This is a genomic window from Salinirubellus litoreus (assembly GCF_037335815.1).
Taxonomy (GTDB): Archaea; Halobacteriota; Halobacteria; order Halobacteriales; family Haloarculaceae; genus Salinirubellus; species Salinirubellus litoreus.
On record NZ_CP147842.1, the window covers coordinates 59,365 to 73,948 of the forward strand.

Here is a 14,584-nt window from a genome sequence, read left to right on the forward strand (position 1 = left end):
CCGGGAACCGGGTCGTCCGTGGGAAGCACTTGAGCAACGGTGACGAGTTTCGAAGACGGGAACCGGGAATGATGACCATTCAACAGGAATTCGACCAGTGGGCCGCGTCGGGGAGAGATCGCGACATGGAGGATGACCACTGGCACACGGCAAAGCAAGCCCTGGCGATGATGCCCGTCGAGGCGGGCGACACCGTTCTCGATCTCGGCACCGGTTCGGGGTATGCGCTTCGGGCGCTCAGCGAGATCCACGAACTCGACCGGGGTGTGGGTCTCGACGGAAGTCCGGAGATGGCGACCAACGCACGCGAGTACACTCAGGCCGACTCTATCGGTTACACGGTCGGCGACTTCCATCACCTTCCGTTCACAGACGACAGTATCGACCACGTCTGGAGCATGGAGGCGTTCTTCTTCGCGCACGAACCGGTCACGATGCTCGAGGAGATCCGGCGGGTGCTCCGCCCCGGTGGGACGGTCTTCTGTGCGGTGAACTTCTTCGAGGAATCCGAACAGTCCCACCAGTGGCGGGAGCGAATCGATCCGCCGATGTACCTGTGGAGTCAACAAGAGTATCGAACGCTGTTCCGCGAGGCCGGATTGAGCGTCGCTGTACAGGACACGATTCCGGACGAGGAGATCGAATCCCTCCCGAAGACCAGTTCCCGACCGACGAGTGGGAGACGCGCGAAGCGATGGTCGATCGCTATCGGACGTGGGGGACGTTGTTGACCGTCGGTGTTGCACCGTAGCCGGTGGGAGTACGCCGTGACCGACTCGCGCCCTCCATCTTGCAGGCGCTCGGAGAACTATCCAATACGATACAGATGAGTGGTGAAGCGCGAACCCGCAACTCTACGGTCGACGAACCACTCACCTCCGGACGAACCCCTACCGGATAATTGAGACGAGGACGGGCGACCGCCGCATGACCGTCTCGGCGACACTCCCCAAGGGAAGTGGCGAATCGTCGTCTCTCCCGTGGCTCCCCATAATGATGTGATCGATGTCGTTCTCCTCGGCGTACTCGACGATAGCCCGCCATGGTTCGCCCACGGCTACCTCAGTGGTTATCTCCGCACCATGATCGGAGGCCACCTCCCGTGCCTCGTCGAGTATGTCGTCGGTTTCCTCCCGAGCTTCGTCGTACCAGTTCTCGAATTGGGCTTGTGAGAGCGATTTATCGCCGTCGTTCCATGCGCCGTGTGGCGTCATCACAGAAAGAACCGTGACCCGGTCCTCGGGGTACGTCGTTACCGCGTACTCCAGCCCCTCCAGAGACTTCGGCGATCCGTCCACGGGTACGAGGATTTGTCGTGACATGACTACACATCAGACCGCGAAACGAGAAAAGTCTGCAGGCAAGCCAATCTGACTGCAGCCACACTTGCATCCCCCTATCTCGACAGCTCTCGCTTGAACACCTACAGTGACCCATCTCTTTTCCCTCTCACGGAACGTAGACCCTCTGGTATGCCAGAGGAAGTGCTCTTCAAGTCTGAGCAGCGCCAGAGTCGAGAACAGATCGCATCGTACCTCCAGACGGTCGTCGATACCCTCAGCGCCGGTGAACCGATCACACTCCAGGGTGGTGGTGACTCGGTGACGCTTGAGCCCCCCACACAGCCCACCTTCGAAGTAAAAGCCGAACGAGAAGGCCCGACGAACGGCCCGAAAGAGTTGAGTATCGAGTTCGAACTCGAATGGCCCGAAGACGGTGATGACGGCGGCGAGCTCGAGATCGGGTAACCTCTCAGTTGACTTCTCGTAGGGACTTCTCGTACACGTTCCGACGGGACCCCTCCTTCTGTTTCGCCTGACGGCGTGTCTCAAGATCGAACTCCTCTTGGACGGTGTCATCGATCGCTCGGAATGCCTCTTCCACGGTCATATCTGTTCATTCGTAGTGGAGTCAGGAAACTCTACGTGGTGATTCCCGTAGAACGGGGCTTGATCTCTCACCGGACCTAGGAGACAGCATGTACTTCGATATCCTGATCCCCACGGATGGAAGCCAGGGAGCGCAGGTAGCTATCGAACACGGACTTGAAATCCCACAACAGTCCGCGACCACGGTTCATGCCTTGTACGTGGTCGATACGCGAGTGTCGCGATCCGGTCCGCTTATCGAATCGCTCCGGCGCGAAGGGCGAGAGGCAGTGCGAGAACTCGAGGTGGCTGGAACTCAAGCCAGCCTCTCTGTCGTCACGGAGGTTGTTGAAGGAATTCCACATCAAGAGACTCTCGAGTAGAGTACGACTCATGGGATCGATCTTATTGTGATGGAAACCCGGGGTCGGACAGGTGTTGATCGTTTCGTGATGGGAAGTGTCGCTGAACGTGTGGTCCGCCACTCTCCAATCCCCGTGCTCACGGTACGAAGAAATAAACTGTAGCCGAATACCCACACATATAGCCGCCACAGAGAGGACCACTACTCTCTATCGCAATCGGTCGCAGCTTCGGCCTCGAGCTGGACCCACAGATCCTGAAAAACTCACACATTACGAGACGCGGCCTCAACTACTGAGCGCTTTGGGGAGTGGAACTACAGTTGGGGTATCGGGGCTGTAATGCGTGGTATCGGACAAATTCTATCTACCCGACCGAAATGCGACTGGTATAATGTCTCCGGCACATCAGGGTTTGCAGCAGGTGCCGGCGACAATGCTCGATGTATGCTGCAGGATTTCACACACTGCTGATTTCGGCCTCAGACTGACTAACAGACCGTGGGAGACCACCTTTCTGGATCACGTTGAATGCCCGCATCAAATCTGTCCGGGAGATGATCCCGACGAGGTTCCCGGTTTCGTCGACGACAGGCAGGCGACCGACGCCGTTCTGCTGCATTTGCTGAAACGCCTCCATCGCGTCGGCATCGGGGGCAATCGTCTTGATGTCGGTTGACATCACGTCCTCGACCCGGAAGGCGTCTCGTTCGACCTCTTCGATAGCGCCCGCATCATCCAGTGTCACCATTCCGATGAGATCACCGTTTCGTACCACCGGATATCCGATATGCCGTTCATTAAACATCCGCGCAACGAGGTCGGTGATTGAGGTGTCCCCGGTAACCGTCTCAAGATCCTCTTTGTGGGTCATCACGTCCTCGACGGTGACGCCTTCGAAGGCCGCTTTGACCGAGATCTGTTGCGCTTCACCGGATGCGGCGATGTAGATGAAGAACGCCAACAAGACGAGAAACAGATTGGTGAACAAGCCGAGCAGGCCCAACATGAACGCGAACACTTTTCCGACGGAAGCTGCCTGTTGTGTCGCCCGAGCGTGTGGCTGATTGCGAGCGAGAATCGCCCGGAGGATACGTCCCCCGTCCATCGGAAAGCCGGGGAGGAGGTTGAACGCAGCGAGCACGATGTTGAGAATGGTGAGATAGCCGAAGACGAAGCGGGCGGGGTTCAGACTCGACGGTAGTGAGACGAACGCGACGTAGGAGCCAATGCCGATGAGGACACTCACGATTGGCCCGGCGATAGCAATCACCAGCTCGTGCTGCCAGTCTTCAGGGAATTCGGTGAAGCTCGCCACGCCGCCGAGCAACCAGAGGGTAATCGAATCGATCTCGTACCCGTACCGCAGTGCGACCAGCGAGTGGCCGAATTCGTGTAGGAGCACGCCAGCAAAGAGGCCCAGAGCTGATGCCAGTCCAAGTATCCACGGAAGATATCCGCTTGTCAGTTGCTCGGAGTCGATCGTTGTGGTAAATGTCTCGTTGATTACGAGTACCAATTCAGTGATGTCCCAGGCGATGAACGCAGCGAACAGGGGCAGGACGATCAGAAAGGTCCAGTTGAGCCTGATCGGGATCCCGAACGCCGAACCGATCCGAAATCCTCGCATACGTGAGTGATTGCGTGGAATAGGTTAAAAAGCGTCCGTTGGCAGGAGCTACGTGTATCGGTGAGACTGGTAGTATCGCCCTCACTATAATCTTGTAACTCATCAGCGGACTCGGTCTGGATGCCTCTACGACTTGTCTAGCCGAGTGCGAGATATCCTTCTGAGGGCGTTTTCGGCTGTCCTGTTCGTTTCCGCGATCGGGGGAGCGAATTCTCGCACAGCACGAGTTTGACCCATTCGAATCGGGCGCCGCCTTACTTGACCGCCGATGGATCCGTAGGGGGATTCCTTCGTTCTGGGGTACGATTGATCTGAGAGACCTCTCCCACAGACCCAGACTGCATCGAGCGATCTCCAGTACTCGTAAGGGAACCACGCGTGAACGACTACCATGCCCAAGTCCGAACCCTTCGAACGATACACCGAGCGATACGAAGGCTGGTTCGACACACACGAAGCCGCCTATCAGTCCGAAGTCGAGGCGCTCCAGCGACTGGTCGCACAGCCGGGATTCGGTATCGAGGTCGGCGTCGGCAGCGCTCGGTTCGCTGTCCCGCTCGGGATGCAGGTAGGACTTGATCCTGCTGGCGACATGCTGGTTCGCGCTCGCGAGCGAGGGATCGACGTGGTCAAAGGCGTCGCCGAATCCCTCCCGTTCAGAAACAGGACATTCGACACTGCGCTGATCGTCACGACGATCTGCTTCGTCGACGACATCCCCCAGACACTGGCTGAAGCCCAGCGAGTGCTGCGCCCGGACGGATCGCTCGTCATCGGCTATATCGACAAGGACAGCCCCGTCGGTCAGATCTATCAGGAGAAGAAGTCGGAGAACCCGTTCTATCACGAGGCCGTGTTCGTCTCGACCGACGAACTCGTCGATACGCTTGACGCTGCGGGGTTCTCGGAGTTCGAGTTCGTGCAGACCATCTACCACTGGCCCGACGATATTGACGAGCCCGAACCGGTTGACAAAGGGTATGGTGACGGGTCCTTCGTCGGAATCAAGGCTACCATGTAGTAGCAATAGTCCAGTACTGGACCGCGTCTACTGTTGAAGATGTGTTCATGGCCGCGGGCAATCTACTCTAGTGACTCGGTCGAATCGCGGGTTGATGGGGAGAGAATCCTGCTTTCGCGACCACCAAGTGCAGCCGGATTCGATCAGATATCATCGAAATCAAAGAGCTACGGAACGTAGGGTGTCGGAAAATTCGAAAAACGGCGCGGTAGGTTCACGGACTGACCCCTCCGTGAACGGACCTTTATCTACATCAGATCCCCGAGAAAGATGACGAGAAGCCCGAGAGAGGTGACAAGCCCTAAGAGAGCGGTAATCGAGAGCCGTCCGACGGTGAGCGGGGCAGTAAACCCGTCCCGTACGCGTGGGGCGTCAAACCGCAGCTTCAACAGTGCCCCGTTCACCAGAACGAAAACGATGAGCAGTGCTGCGTTAGCCAGCCCAGCCACGGCTCCGAGGTCTCCAATCAGGACGAACGGAACCGTGAGACCGCCGACCAGAGCGACCGCCAAGTACGGCGTCCGACGGGTACGGTGAATTCGCGAGAATACCGTCGGGAACGACCGATACTCCGACTTTGAAACGCCGTAGAGTAGACGGGATGTCGAGACCAGCAGGATGAGGACCGTGTTCGCCGTCGAGGTTAACGCAATGGCCGCCACGAGCGTTCCGAGTACCGGCCCGCCACCGACCTCCGCGACCAGCGCGAGCGGCGACGCCGACGCACCGAGGGCCCGCCAGTCGACGACGGCCACCGCAGAGACAGCGACGAGTACGTAGAGGACCGTCGTGATGCCGATAGCGATGAGGATGGCTCGCGGGATGGTTCGTGTGGGGTCTTCCGTTTCCTCGGCGACGTTAACGATTGAGCCGAACCCGAGGTAGGCGAAGAATACGAAGAACGTTGCCTCGAACACGCCAGTAACGCCGTACGGCACCTCGAACGGCGCGACGGTCCCCCAGGATCCTCCCCCCGACCCAGATGACCAGTGCCAACCCGGCCACTTCAGCGACCGTGAACAGCAAGTTGAGTTTCGCCGAGGTTTCGATCCCCCAGAAGTTGACGGCTGAGGCGGCCACCACCAGAGCCACGGCGACGGCGACGGCCGGCGTCCGGAGGAACGACGTGAGGTATCCCGCGAAGGCAAGCGCCACGGCTGCTGCCGAGACGGCTCCGACGAAGACTCGGAGAAACGCCGCTATCTCCGCGAGACGCTTGCTCTGGATGGCCTCGCGGACGTAGACATAATCGCCCTCACCTTTCGGAAATCGTGACGCGAGTTCGGCGTAGCTCAGACCGGTGAACGAGGCGATGACCGCCGCCAGGAGAAACGAGAACGGGACCGCCTCGCCGGCCACGGCAGTTGCCTCGCCCAAGATGGCGTAGATACCCGCGCCGAGGATGAGTCCGACACCGTAGACAACAACCTCGACGAGCCCCAAATCACGACGTAGCGTCGGTACTGCCGACCCGCTCGCTCCCGGTCCTTTTGGGGTCGTCATCTAGTCCCTCCCGGATATCGTCGCCAAGATAACGCCGCTACGGCGACGTGGCTCGAGGATCGTGTATCATCCATTAGCGGCGTTGTCACATTCGGAACCAATTGATCTGTGATTCTGGACGCGGTGCTATTGGCGTTAGGGGAGTGTCTTATCCCCACAGATGGGTGATCACCGTCATGGTCAATCTACTGTTGCATCCGGTACCGAGCTGTCTTGCGAATGGATAGTTCCCAGTTGGGGGTAATTACAACGTTACCCTTCGTTGGGCGAGGGGTAAAGTTGCATGACGGAAGAAAATGCGCACTGTAGAACTGTTTCGACTTCTCGGAGATATCCCCACCGGAGCGGTTCCCCGACGGACGCTGCTCACCACGGGGGCGAGCGTTCTAGGCGGTGCGCTCGCAGGGTGTCTGATCTCCCCATCATCAGGCGGTCCGCCGTACCAAACGCACGAGATCGACGACGGTGCAGTGTACGGTCCTGGTCTCCAAGACGAGCAATCGATGCAGTTCTACGCCGCCCTCGTCGAGGACGAGACCGCGACGAACGCCTTCGACCCGCATGGGCTCATGGAAACCAATGCTCGGGAATTCATTGAGCGGACTGACTTCCGGAGACAGTACCTTGGAGTCGTCCAGATCGGGGGCATCAACTCCTCAATGCGGGTCCGTGTACCGGACGTCTCCGAGAGCACCGTGAACCTCACGGTGATCGCGTCTCTCGAGGATGAACCCCCGTATTCCGAGGACAGAGTAATTACGACGCTTTTGATCCGAGTGACCCGGACGCGGCAGACGGTTCCCGACAATATTCGGGTCGAACTATCGATCGATGGCCGCCACGAAGTATTTACTGGTGACTGAAATGAATCAGTACAGCAAGAATTCAGGTGTGTCTTCCCCTATCTCCCTGCATGACACGCGCTCGCCAGCGACGGGGACACGCTCTTCACGGGGGAGTAATAGTTCCAATAGATCGCAGACGGCGCTTGCGATGACGACTCCACGAACTCTAGTTCGTCTCCGCGGAGGACGAACCCTCCACGAGACGTATGCCACGGGAACATATTACCACTCCTCAAGAGGGGACGATCGGTAATGCTAGTGGAGGCGCTACTGTTTCTGGGCGGCTTGGCAGCCCTCGTCATTGGGGCTGATCGGGCGGTCACCGGCGCGGGGGATCTGGCGCTCTATTACGGCGTTTCGCCGTTTTTCATCGGCGTCACGCTCATCTCGATCGGTACCTCGATCCCGGAGATGGTCACGTCGGTCTACGCGGCCCACTACGGCGCGGGCGACCTCGTGGTGGGGAACATCGTCGGCTCGGAAATCGCCCAGATCACGCTCGCCATCGCGGTCGTCGCGTTTATCGCCCCGTTCGTCACGCAACGACGCGACGTCCTCGTCTACGGGAGCGCGATGATACTCGCGATGATCATCATGCTGTTGACCCTCGACGACGGGATCATCGGTCGCTCGGAGGGGTTTCTGATGATGCTTGCCTACCTCCAGTTCATCTACACGTTGTACACGAACAGGGGTGGCGAGGAGATCGCCGAAGAGGTCATCGAGGAACCCCGGACGCCACGTGAGACGTACCCGTGGATCGTCGGCGGGTTACTGCTGGTCGTCGTCGGTGGGCAAGTGATGGTCACGAACGGTGTCGCTATTGCCAGATTGGTTGGTATCCCGGAGTTCCTCGTCGGTCTGCTGACCGGCCTGGGGACGACCCTTCCGGAGGTCGTCGTCGCCGGGATCGCGGCCCACGAAGGCCGGGGCGGTATTTCTGTCGGAGCGATCCTCGGGAGCAACATCACCGACCCGGTGTTCTCGCTTGGCGTCGGGGCGCTCTTTTTCGACGTCGTCGTCGATGACATCTCCGCACTGCAACCCTCGCTGACCTACATGCTCGTCGTCTCCATCCTCGTGTTGGCCCTGTTCTACTGGCGAGAAGGGATTGACCGGAAGGCAGCCGCCATTTGCCTATTATTATACATTCCTACGTTCTTCTTGCTGTGACCCACGCCCGGGTCGATATGATGGCTTTCCCGTCTCTCAGTAGCTCCATAACTCAACCCAGCAGGACCGGCCAGACCAGTCTGATGAGCAGGTACGCCACTCCTGTTGTCAGAAGGATAACGATGCCATCAAGTAATGCTCCCGCGCGAAGCATATGTTCGCGTCGGATGTATCCGGCACCGAACACGATGGCGTTGGGCGGTGTCGCAACCGGCAACGCGAACCCGTAACTGGCGGCGATCCCGCCTGTCACCGCCAGCAACACTGATGCGACCTCCGACGACGTGCCGAACGCGGCCGCGTATACCGGGCCGATGTTGACGAGGAGCGGAGCGAGAAGCGCTGCCATCGCCGTATTCGACGCTAGCTCGCCGACGACGATTGTCATCGCCACGACGACGAGGAGAACGACGACGATCGAGCTCCCCTCGAACTGGCCGAACGTCACTTCGGCGAGCCATCTCGTGGCGTTCGTATCCGCCAGCGCGTTCGCCAGCGAGATGCCGCCTCCGAGGAGCAATAACGTCCCCCAATCGATGTGGAGCAGGTCGTCCCACGCCGCTGCACCGCTGACGACCAGTGCAGGCACGGCGAGAAGCCCCACGAGGACATAGAACAGAACCCCTTCGTGGCCGACCGTTCCGAACACGCTGGTCGCTGTCCCGCCGAAGAGGGTGACATATCAAGTATGCGGGAGCAGATCCGCGAACAGGAACCCGAGCCCGCCGAGCAGCCACAGGAACGCCGTCGCCCCGAAGATCGCGACGGTTCGGTGTGCCGGCGACGATAGCGATCCCATCGAACGGCGGTGCTCGTTCGCCCACTCTCGGGCCCGGCTCACGTCGAACGATTCGGGCGGATACGTGACGTACGTCAGGAGCACCCACGCGACTGGGAGCGTGACGATGACCATCGGCATCCCGATGGCCAGCCACTCCACGAAGGTGATCTCGATGCCGACGAGTTCGCTGAGTTGTCCGACGACGATCGCGTTTGGCGGCGTCCCCACCAGCGTCCCGACACCACCGAGGCTCGCCGCGTACGGGACGCCGAGCAGCATGGCGATCTGGAGGTTCGAGCTGGCCGGGGTGTCACCGTTCGAATCGTCCTCGAATTTCGCTACGTCCGTGACGCTCTCGACGATGCCGAGAACGATGGGCACCATCATCGCGACCGTCGCGGTGTTGGAGATGATCATCGAGAGGAGTGCCGTCGACACCATGACACCGAGGACGAGTCCCCGAGCCGAGGTTCCGAACCGGATGAGGATCGTGAACGCGATACGTCGGTCGATAGCGTGCTTCTGGAGCGCCTCGGCTAGCATGAATCCCGCGAGCAGGAGGAAGATGACCGGATCGGCGAATCCGGCGACTGTGTCCCCGAAATTCGGGTAGACGCCGAAGATTGTCAGGAGAATCGGGATCAACAGCGCAGTGAGCGGGAGTGGAACGGCCCCGGTCACCCAGAGGATCGCCGCGAACGTCATCGTCGCGACCGCATACTGACCGGCCGTGGTGAGTGTTCCTGACGTGGGAACTGTTGCGACTCCGGCCATGCAGAATATGGCGGCACAGATCGTCAGGAGTCGTCCGTGTTGATTCGACGCCACGAGAAGTCACTCTCCACCCACTCTGTGTCCTCGTCGGTCGGGAGCTGACGTGTATCAATTTCACCAGCGAGTTTGCGATACAGATAGGGAATCTCGACGAGAAGGCTCAAGCGTTGATGAATGATCGCGGCTTTTCGCGGTGTTTCACCGGAGGAATCGAAAATATTGGTTATCGGTCTTCTTGATCGGTAAGAACTACTGCATTAGACTGACCGACTGGCAGACGAAGGTCAACCGAATCATGAGTGACTTCGACGAGGTCAACGACGCGGTTCAGCGGGTCAGAGACGCCTTCGAGAATGTGGTTAAGAAACCGAGGAAATGAGCGAGCAAGCGAGACAGAGCGTCGAAGAGGCCATCGACGACCTCGAACAGCGAATCGAGGCGCTCAAAGATCGCGAGTAAAGGGACTGTGCATTAGATACGGCTTCGACGTCCTTTCTCCACGGGCTGACGGGAGTGACTGAGAGATGGGGCCCATACCCTACGCAATCCCCCCGACTCCGACGAGTGGTTAGGAGTCGAAAAATGACAGCAGGTCATCGAGCGATCGAGTATTCAGAATGTTGTTCGCCTCACACCACCCCCTGCGTGCTTGTGAGACGCCGAGATGCATGAACTCGAGTTCACCAGTCGTGTGCGCGTCGGTGCAAATGACGTACTCAACTGTATCGCGATACTCTTTGACGGACGCCCAGTCGAGATCCAGTCGCTCGGGTTGGGCGTTGATCTCGATCGCCACATTCTCCGCAGCAGCCGCTTCCATCACCGTTTTCGTGTCAAGATCCAGCGGTCGCCGCTCGTTGATCAATCGATTGGTGGGGTGGGCGAAGATATCGATCGGGAAGTCTTCGAACGTGCTGATCACCTGTTCGGTGGGATCGGACGGGGTGCTGTGCATCCCTGCAACGACGAGGTCGCAGTGTTCGTACCACTCCTCGGGGAGTTCCAGTCCGTCGCTCGTGATCTCGGCCTCGATCCCCTGAAGGATCGTGATATCTAGATCGTCATTCACCACTTCGATATCGCCCCGTTGTTCGTCGAACGATTCCGCATCAAGCGTGCTGGGAATCGGGGTGTGTGGGCCGTGATCGGTGACGAGGATGTACTCTAACTCCCGGTCGACTGCGGCCTCGGCCATCTCACGGACACTGTGGGAGCCGTCGGAGTAGTCGGTGTGCAGCTGTAGGTCACCACGAACGTCGTCGAGTTCGACTAAATCGGGCAGTTCCCCGGTTGCGGCCGCGTTGATTTCGCCAGTGTCCTCACGGAGTTCGGGTGGGATCCACGTGAGATCCAGTGCGTTGTAGACGCGTTTCTCCGTTTCACTGGCGATGCGCTCGCCGGCACGCTGGCTGTTATCAGTGTCATCGACCTCACTTACGTCGAACAGGCCATACTCGTTGAGCTTCCAATCACGATCGATAGCTCGATTCCGGAGAGAGATGTTGTGGTCTTTTGACCCCGTGAAATAGACGAGCGCAGAGCCGTGCTCGGCCTCGTCGATGATGCGAAGATCCATCTGGAGGTCACCGGAAACTACGACCGACGATTTTGTTTCGCCTCGAGACAGGACCTCCTTCACGTCGTCGTGGGTGCAGAAGACTTCCATCGCCGTCTCCGAGTCAGACGCGGTCGCCAAGATGTCGATATCGCCGACAGTCGGTCGTCGCCGCCGGAACGAGCCGACGATATCCACCTGATCGAACGCATCGGTGGCTTGGAGACGTGATTCGACGTTCTCTGCGATCGGAAAGGCGCGTCCCAGGAGCATCCGCTCCTGGCTTTCCTTCGCTCGATCGATGTGATCAAGGATGTTCTCCTCGGATTTCTCGCCGAATCCTTCGAGGTCGGCAATCTCGCCCGCCTCGGCGGAACGTTCGAGATCTTCGAGCGTCTGGACATCGAGTTCCAGATACAGCTGCTTGGCAGTCTTCGGACCAACCCCCTCTACACTGGTGATTGCCTCGATGTTAACGGGGAGGTCCGCTTTGAGATCCTCGTAATAGGCCAACTCCCCCGTTTCGAGGTATTCCGCGATCTTCTCACTGATCGATTCCCCGACGCCTTCGATCTCTTCGAGTTCCCCGCGCTCGTAGATGTCTTCGATATCTTCGGACAGCGACTCGATGTTCCGTGCTGCCATCCGATACGCACGCGGCTTGTACTCGACATCCTGGATTTCGAGGAGATCCGCAATCTCGCGGAGTAAGGTGGCGATTTCCTGGTTTTTCATCCCCGTCTGCTCCTCCTGTGTGCTAGCATCTCCGGCAGCAGGTAAGTAGTCAGGTCTCGATTCCCACGAACGAGGGAGACTCCTTATTCGGGAGATCGTCATTACAGAAGACGCCCCGTTTGCTTTCCTCACCGCCGTCACCATCGCTGGCGTTCAACTGGCTACGACGGTCAGTTGCGTTCGCTTCCGAGACACCTCCTAAACCTCTCGCTCCACACGACCGCCACCGACCTGCTAGAATCAATGTCGACACAACGGCTCGTCGGATGTGTCGTATGTGAACGTCGATCTGAGGTCGGCATTCTTGTGGCCCGGTGAGCCATCTCTCGTTGATGCGTATCATCTGATGCTTTGACCGAACCTGTGTCAACTCACCACCAATTGGCTGAGAAGAATCCCCATGGTTAAGGGGCGGGAGTACCCCTGCCGTAGGAGTTCTCAACTGGCGGGATTAACGGCCTTAGTATATACGACTTCTTGAGATATATCTCCTCATGGGAGAGCTTGAAACAGAAGAGCAGAAAACCCGAGTCGAAATCGCCTCGTATCTCCGCCAATTAGCCGATCAGCTCGACGGAGGCGACGCTGTAACGCTCGAACTCGGAAATCAACGCGTAGATCTCGATCCCGTCGATCCGATCACGTTCAAACTCGAAGGCGAGTCGGATTGGGCCGAGGGCGATACGGAGGCCAAACAGAGCATCGAATTCGAGCTGGTGTGGTGGCGGGAAGCACAGACAACCGAAGAAGGGGCCCTGAACATCGAACAGACGGAACCGTGAGCAGCTTTCAGTAATGTTTCTCGAACGATTTGATATTGCTTTATGAGAACCGTGCTCGAACACCACAAGAGGACACTCCTGAATGTACGACACCATACTCGTTCCAACCGACGGTAGTGAAGGGGCTGAAGCCGCGGCGCGACACGGGCTGGATCTCGCGACGGCATTCGATAGCCAGATTCATCTCCTGAGTGTCGTTGACGAACGGTCGTACAGCAGCGCTCTGGCGGACCTCGACCCGACGATTGGAGAGCAACGAGAGCAATTCGAACAACAGGCCACTGAGGCTGTCGACCGTCTCGAAGAACTCGTCTCTGAATCGTCGGTCACGTGCCACACGGCAGTCGAACGCGGAATTCCTCACGAAGCGATTCAGTCCTATGTCGCAGAACATGACATCGACCTCGTTTCGATGGGGACCCACGGACGAACTGGGCTCGACCGATTGCTGCTCGGCAGCGTGACAGAACGCGTCGTTCGAACGAGTGACGTGCCCGTTCTTACGACCCGACATGAACCAGACGACCGCTCGAGCTACGATCGAATCTTGATTCCGACAGACGGCAGTGAGTCTGCGACTGCAGCGATCGACCTCGGGATCGCTATTGCCGAACGATTCGATGCGACTGTCCACGCGCTCTCGGTCGTCGACGTTAATGCCGTCGCAGGCGCCTACGATGCTGGACCCGGCATTCCCCATCTGCTCGATAGCCTCGAAGAGGGATGTGAGCAGGCTGTCGCGGCAGTCGAAGACGAATGTGAGAACCGTGACGTCGACATCGTGACGGACGTCGTCCAGGGAACTCCGTATCGGGCGATCCGAGAGTACGTCGACGGCGAAGGAATCGATCTCATCACGATGGGGACGCACGGTCGGACCGGTCTCGAACGCTATCTCATTGGTAGCGTGACTGAACGGACCGTCCGAATGAGTGACGTTCCCGTACTCACTGTGCGGTAGATATCGCTTCCTATTACACCACGTTCCGTAACCCGTCCGATGCCATCTCCCTAGCCGGAAGCTGCGGCCATCGCCTCGCACGTCTTCCCTGTGATCTTACCGGGGACAACGGTCCTCTAAAAACAGTTTTGCAGCCCCGTCTTCGGTTCGGGGCTTGTATTTAGTACTCGGGTCGTTGCGCCTGGATGACCGACGCCAGCTGCTGGTTTTCGTCGGCGAGGAGTTCGGTTAGATCGTCGGCAGTGATGATCCCCACGAGTTCGTCGTTCTCGTCGCAGACGGGCAGGCGACGAACGCCATTCTCGCTCATCGCCTGTGCGGCCTCGTAGAACCCAGCGTCGGGGCCGACTGTACACAGGTCCGTCGACATGACATCGTCGGCAGTCTGGTCGGCCGGAGTGGTCTCTTCGGCAAGCACGCGCGTCGTTAGGTCCCGATCCGTGACGATCCCGGTCGGGCTGTTGTCGTTCGTGACGACGACGCTCCCCACGTTTTCGTCTCGCATCTGTTGGGCGAGTTCGGAGACCGATGTTTCGGGGCTGGCACTGACGACTTCTGTTCGGGCGAGATCTTCGATTGGCATTGCTGTTGCCT

At 58.7% G+C, this 14,584-nt stretch carries 13 protein-coding genes and 3 pseudogenes; 9 read left to right on the forward strand and 7 right to left on the reverse strand.

The window, feature by feature from the left end; translation table 11 throughout:
* Positions 1 to 71 precede the first annotated feature (71 nt).
* A pseudogene (locus WDJ58_RS23110) lies at positions 72 to 751 on the forward strand (class I SAM-dependent methyltransferase).
* A gap of 139 nt (positions 752 to 890) precedes the next feature.
* On the opposite strand, the gene WDJ58_RS23115 reads toward WDJ58_RS23110, so the two are convergent.
* Positions 891 to 1,322: a universal stress protein gene (locus tag WDJ58_RS23115; protein ID WP_338917957.1), complete on the reverse strand. Its 432-nt coding sequence runs from the start codon at positions 1,320 to 1,322 to the stop codon at positions 891 to 893.
* Positions 1,323 to 1,472: 150 nt separating this feature from the next.
* Here WDJ58_RS23115 and WDJ58_RS23120 point away from each other — a divergent pair, with 150 nt between their 5' ends.
* Positions 1,473 to 1,748, forward strand: coding sequence for an amphi-Trp domain-containing protein (locus WDJ58_RS23120; protein ID WP_338917958.1), 276 nt, complete (start codon positions 1,473 to 1,475; stop codon positions 1,746 to 1,748).
* A 4-nt stretch (positions 1,749 to 1,752) separates the two neighbouring features.
* Here WDJ58_RS23120 and WDJ58_RS23125 read toward each other — a convergent pair whose 3' ends face one another.
* Positions 1,753 to 1,890, reverse strand: coding sequence for a hypothetical protein (locus WDJ58_RS23125; RefSeq protein WP_338917959.1), 138 nt, complete (start codon positions 1,888 to 1,890; stop codon positions 1,753 to 1,755).
* A gap of 88 nt (positions 1,891 to 1,978) precedes the next feature.
* Between WDJ58_RS23125 and WDJ58_RS23130 the strand changes: the two genes are divergently transcribed.
* Together WDJ58_RS23130 and WDJ58_RS26455 are read left to right on the forward strand one after the other, a co-directional pair.
* Positions 1,979 to 2,251, forward strand: coding sequence for a universal stress protein (locus tag WDJ58_RS23130; RefSeq protein ID WP_338917960.1), 273 nt, complete (start codon positions 1,979 to 1,981; stop codon positions 2,249 to 2,251).
* Between the two features lie 15 nt (positions 2,252 to 2,266).
* Positions 2,267 to 2,395 (forward strand): universal stress protein, encoded by a 129-nt coding sequence (locus tag WDJ58_RS26455; RefSeq protein WP_380661977.1) that lies wholly within the window; start codon positions 2,267 to 2,269, stop codon positions 2,393 to 2,395.
* Positions 2,396 to 2,690: 295 nt separating this feature from the next.
* On the opposite strand, the gene WDJ58_RS23135 is transcribed toward WDJ58_RS26455, so the two are convergent.
* Positions 2,691 to 3,860: a CBS domain-containing protein gene (locus WDJ58_RS23135; RefSeq protein WP_338917961.1), complete on the reverse strand. Its 1,170-nt coding sequence runs from the start codon at positions 3,858 to 3,860 to the stop codon at positions 2,691 to 2,693.
* A 391-nt stretch (positions 3,861 to 4,251) separates the two neighbouring features.
* On the opposite strand from WDJ58_RS23135, the gene WDJ58_RS23140 reads away from it, so the two are divergent.
* On the forward strand, positions 4,252 to 4,881 hold the full coding sequence (locus WDJ58_RS23140) for a class I SAM-dependent methyltransferase (RefSeq protein ID WP_338917962.1): 630 nt from the start codon (positions 4,252 to 4,254) through the stop codon (positions 4,879 to 4,881).
* 248 nt (positions 4,882 to 5,129) lie between these two features.
* Here WDJ58_RS23140 and WDJ58_RS26460 read toward each other — a convergent pair.
* Positions 5,130 to 6,312, reverse strand: a pseudogene (locus WDJ58_RS26460) (APC family permease); the annotation flags it as partial.
* Positions 6,313 to 6,887: 575 nt separating this feature from the next.
* On the opposite strand from WDJ58_RS26460, the gene WDJ58_RS23155 reads away from it, so the two are divergent.
* Entirely contained in the window at positions 6,888 to 7,247 is a 360-nt protein-coding gene (locus WDJ58_RS23155; RefSeq protein ID WP_338917965.1) for a hypothetical protein, read from the forward strand.
* Positions 7,248 to 7,481: 234 nt separating this feature from the next.
* Positions 7,482 to 8,402 carry a sodium:calcium antiporter gene (locus tag WDJ58_RS23160; RefSeq protein ID WP_338917966.1) on the forward strand — a complete coding sequence of 307 codons (921 nt, stop codon included), beginning with the start codon at positions 7,482 to 7,484 and terminating at the stop codon, positions 8,400 to 8,402.
* Positions 8,403 to 8,454: 52 nt separating this feature from the next.
* Here the strand turns inward: WDJ58_RS23160 and WDJ58_RS23165 are convergent.
* A pseudogene (locus WDJ58_RS23165) lies at positions 8,455 to 10,011 on the reverse strand (SLC13 family permease).
* Positions 10,012 to 10,525: 514 nt separating this feature from the next.
* Complete coding sequence (polX, locus tag WDJ58_RS23170) at positions 10,526 to 12,247, reverse strand: DNA polymerase/3'-5' exonuclease PolX (protein WP_338917967.1); 1,722 nt, start codon at positions 12,245 to 12,247, stop codon at positions 10,526 to 10,528.
* A 494-nt stretch (positions 12,248 to 12,741) separates the two neighbouring features.
* Between polX and WDJ58_RS23175 the strand changes: the two genes are divergently transcribed.
* Both WDJ58_RS23175 and WDJ58_RS23180 read left to right on the forward strand, forming a co-directional pair.
* Positions 12,742 to 13,029 (forward strand): amphi-Trp domain-containing protein, encoded by a 288-nt coding sequence (locus WDJ58_RS23175; RefSeq protein WP_338917968.1) that lies wholly within the window; start codon positions 12,742 to 12,744, stop codon positions 13,027 to 13,029.
* Positions 13,030 to 13,111: 82 nt separating this feature from the next.
* Positions 13,112 to 13,990 (forward strand): universal stress protein, encoded by an 879-nt coding sequence (locus tag WDJ58_RS23180; RefSeq protein WP_338917969.1) that lies wholly within the window; start codon positions 13,112 to 13,114, stop codon positions 13,988 to 13,990.
* 160 nt (positions 13,991 to 14,150) lie between these two features.
* Here WDJ58_RS23180 and WDJ58_RS23185 read toward each other — a convergent pair whose 3' ends face one another.
* Positions 14,151 to 14,573, reverse strand: a complete 423-nt coding sequence (locus WDJ58_RS23185) for a CBS domain-containing protein (RefSeq protein WP_338918388.1) — start codon at positions 14,571 to 14,573, stop codon at positions 14,151 to 14,153.
* Between the last annotated feature and the right edge of the window lie 11 nt (positions 14,574 to 14,584).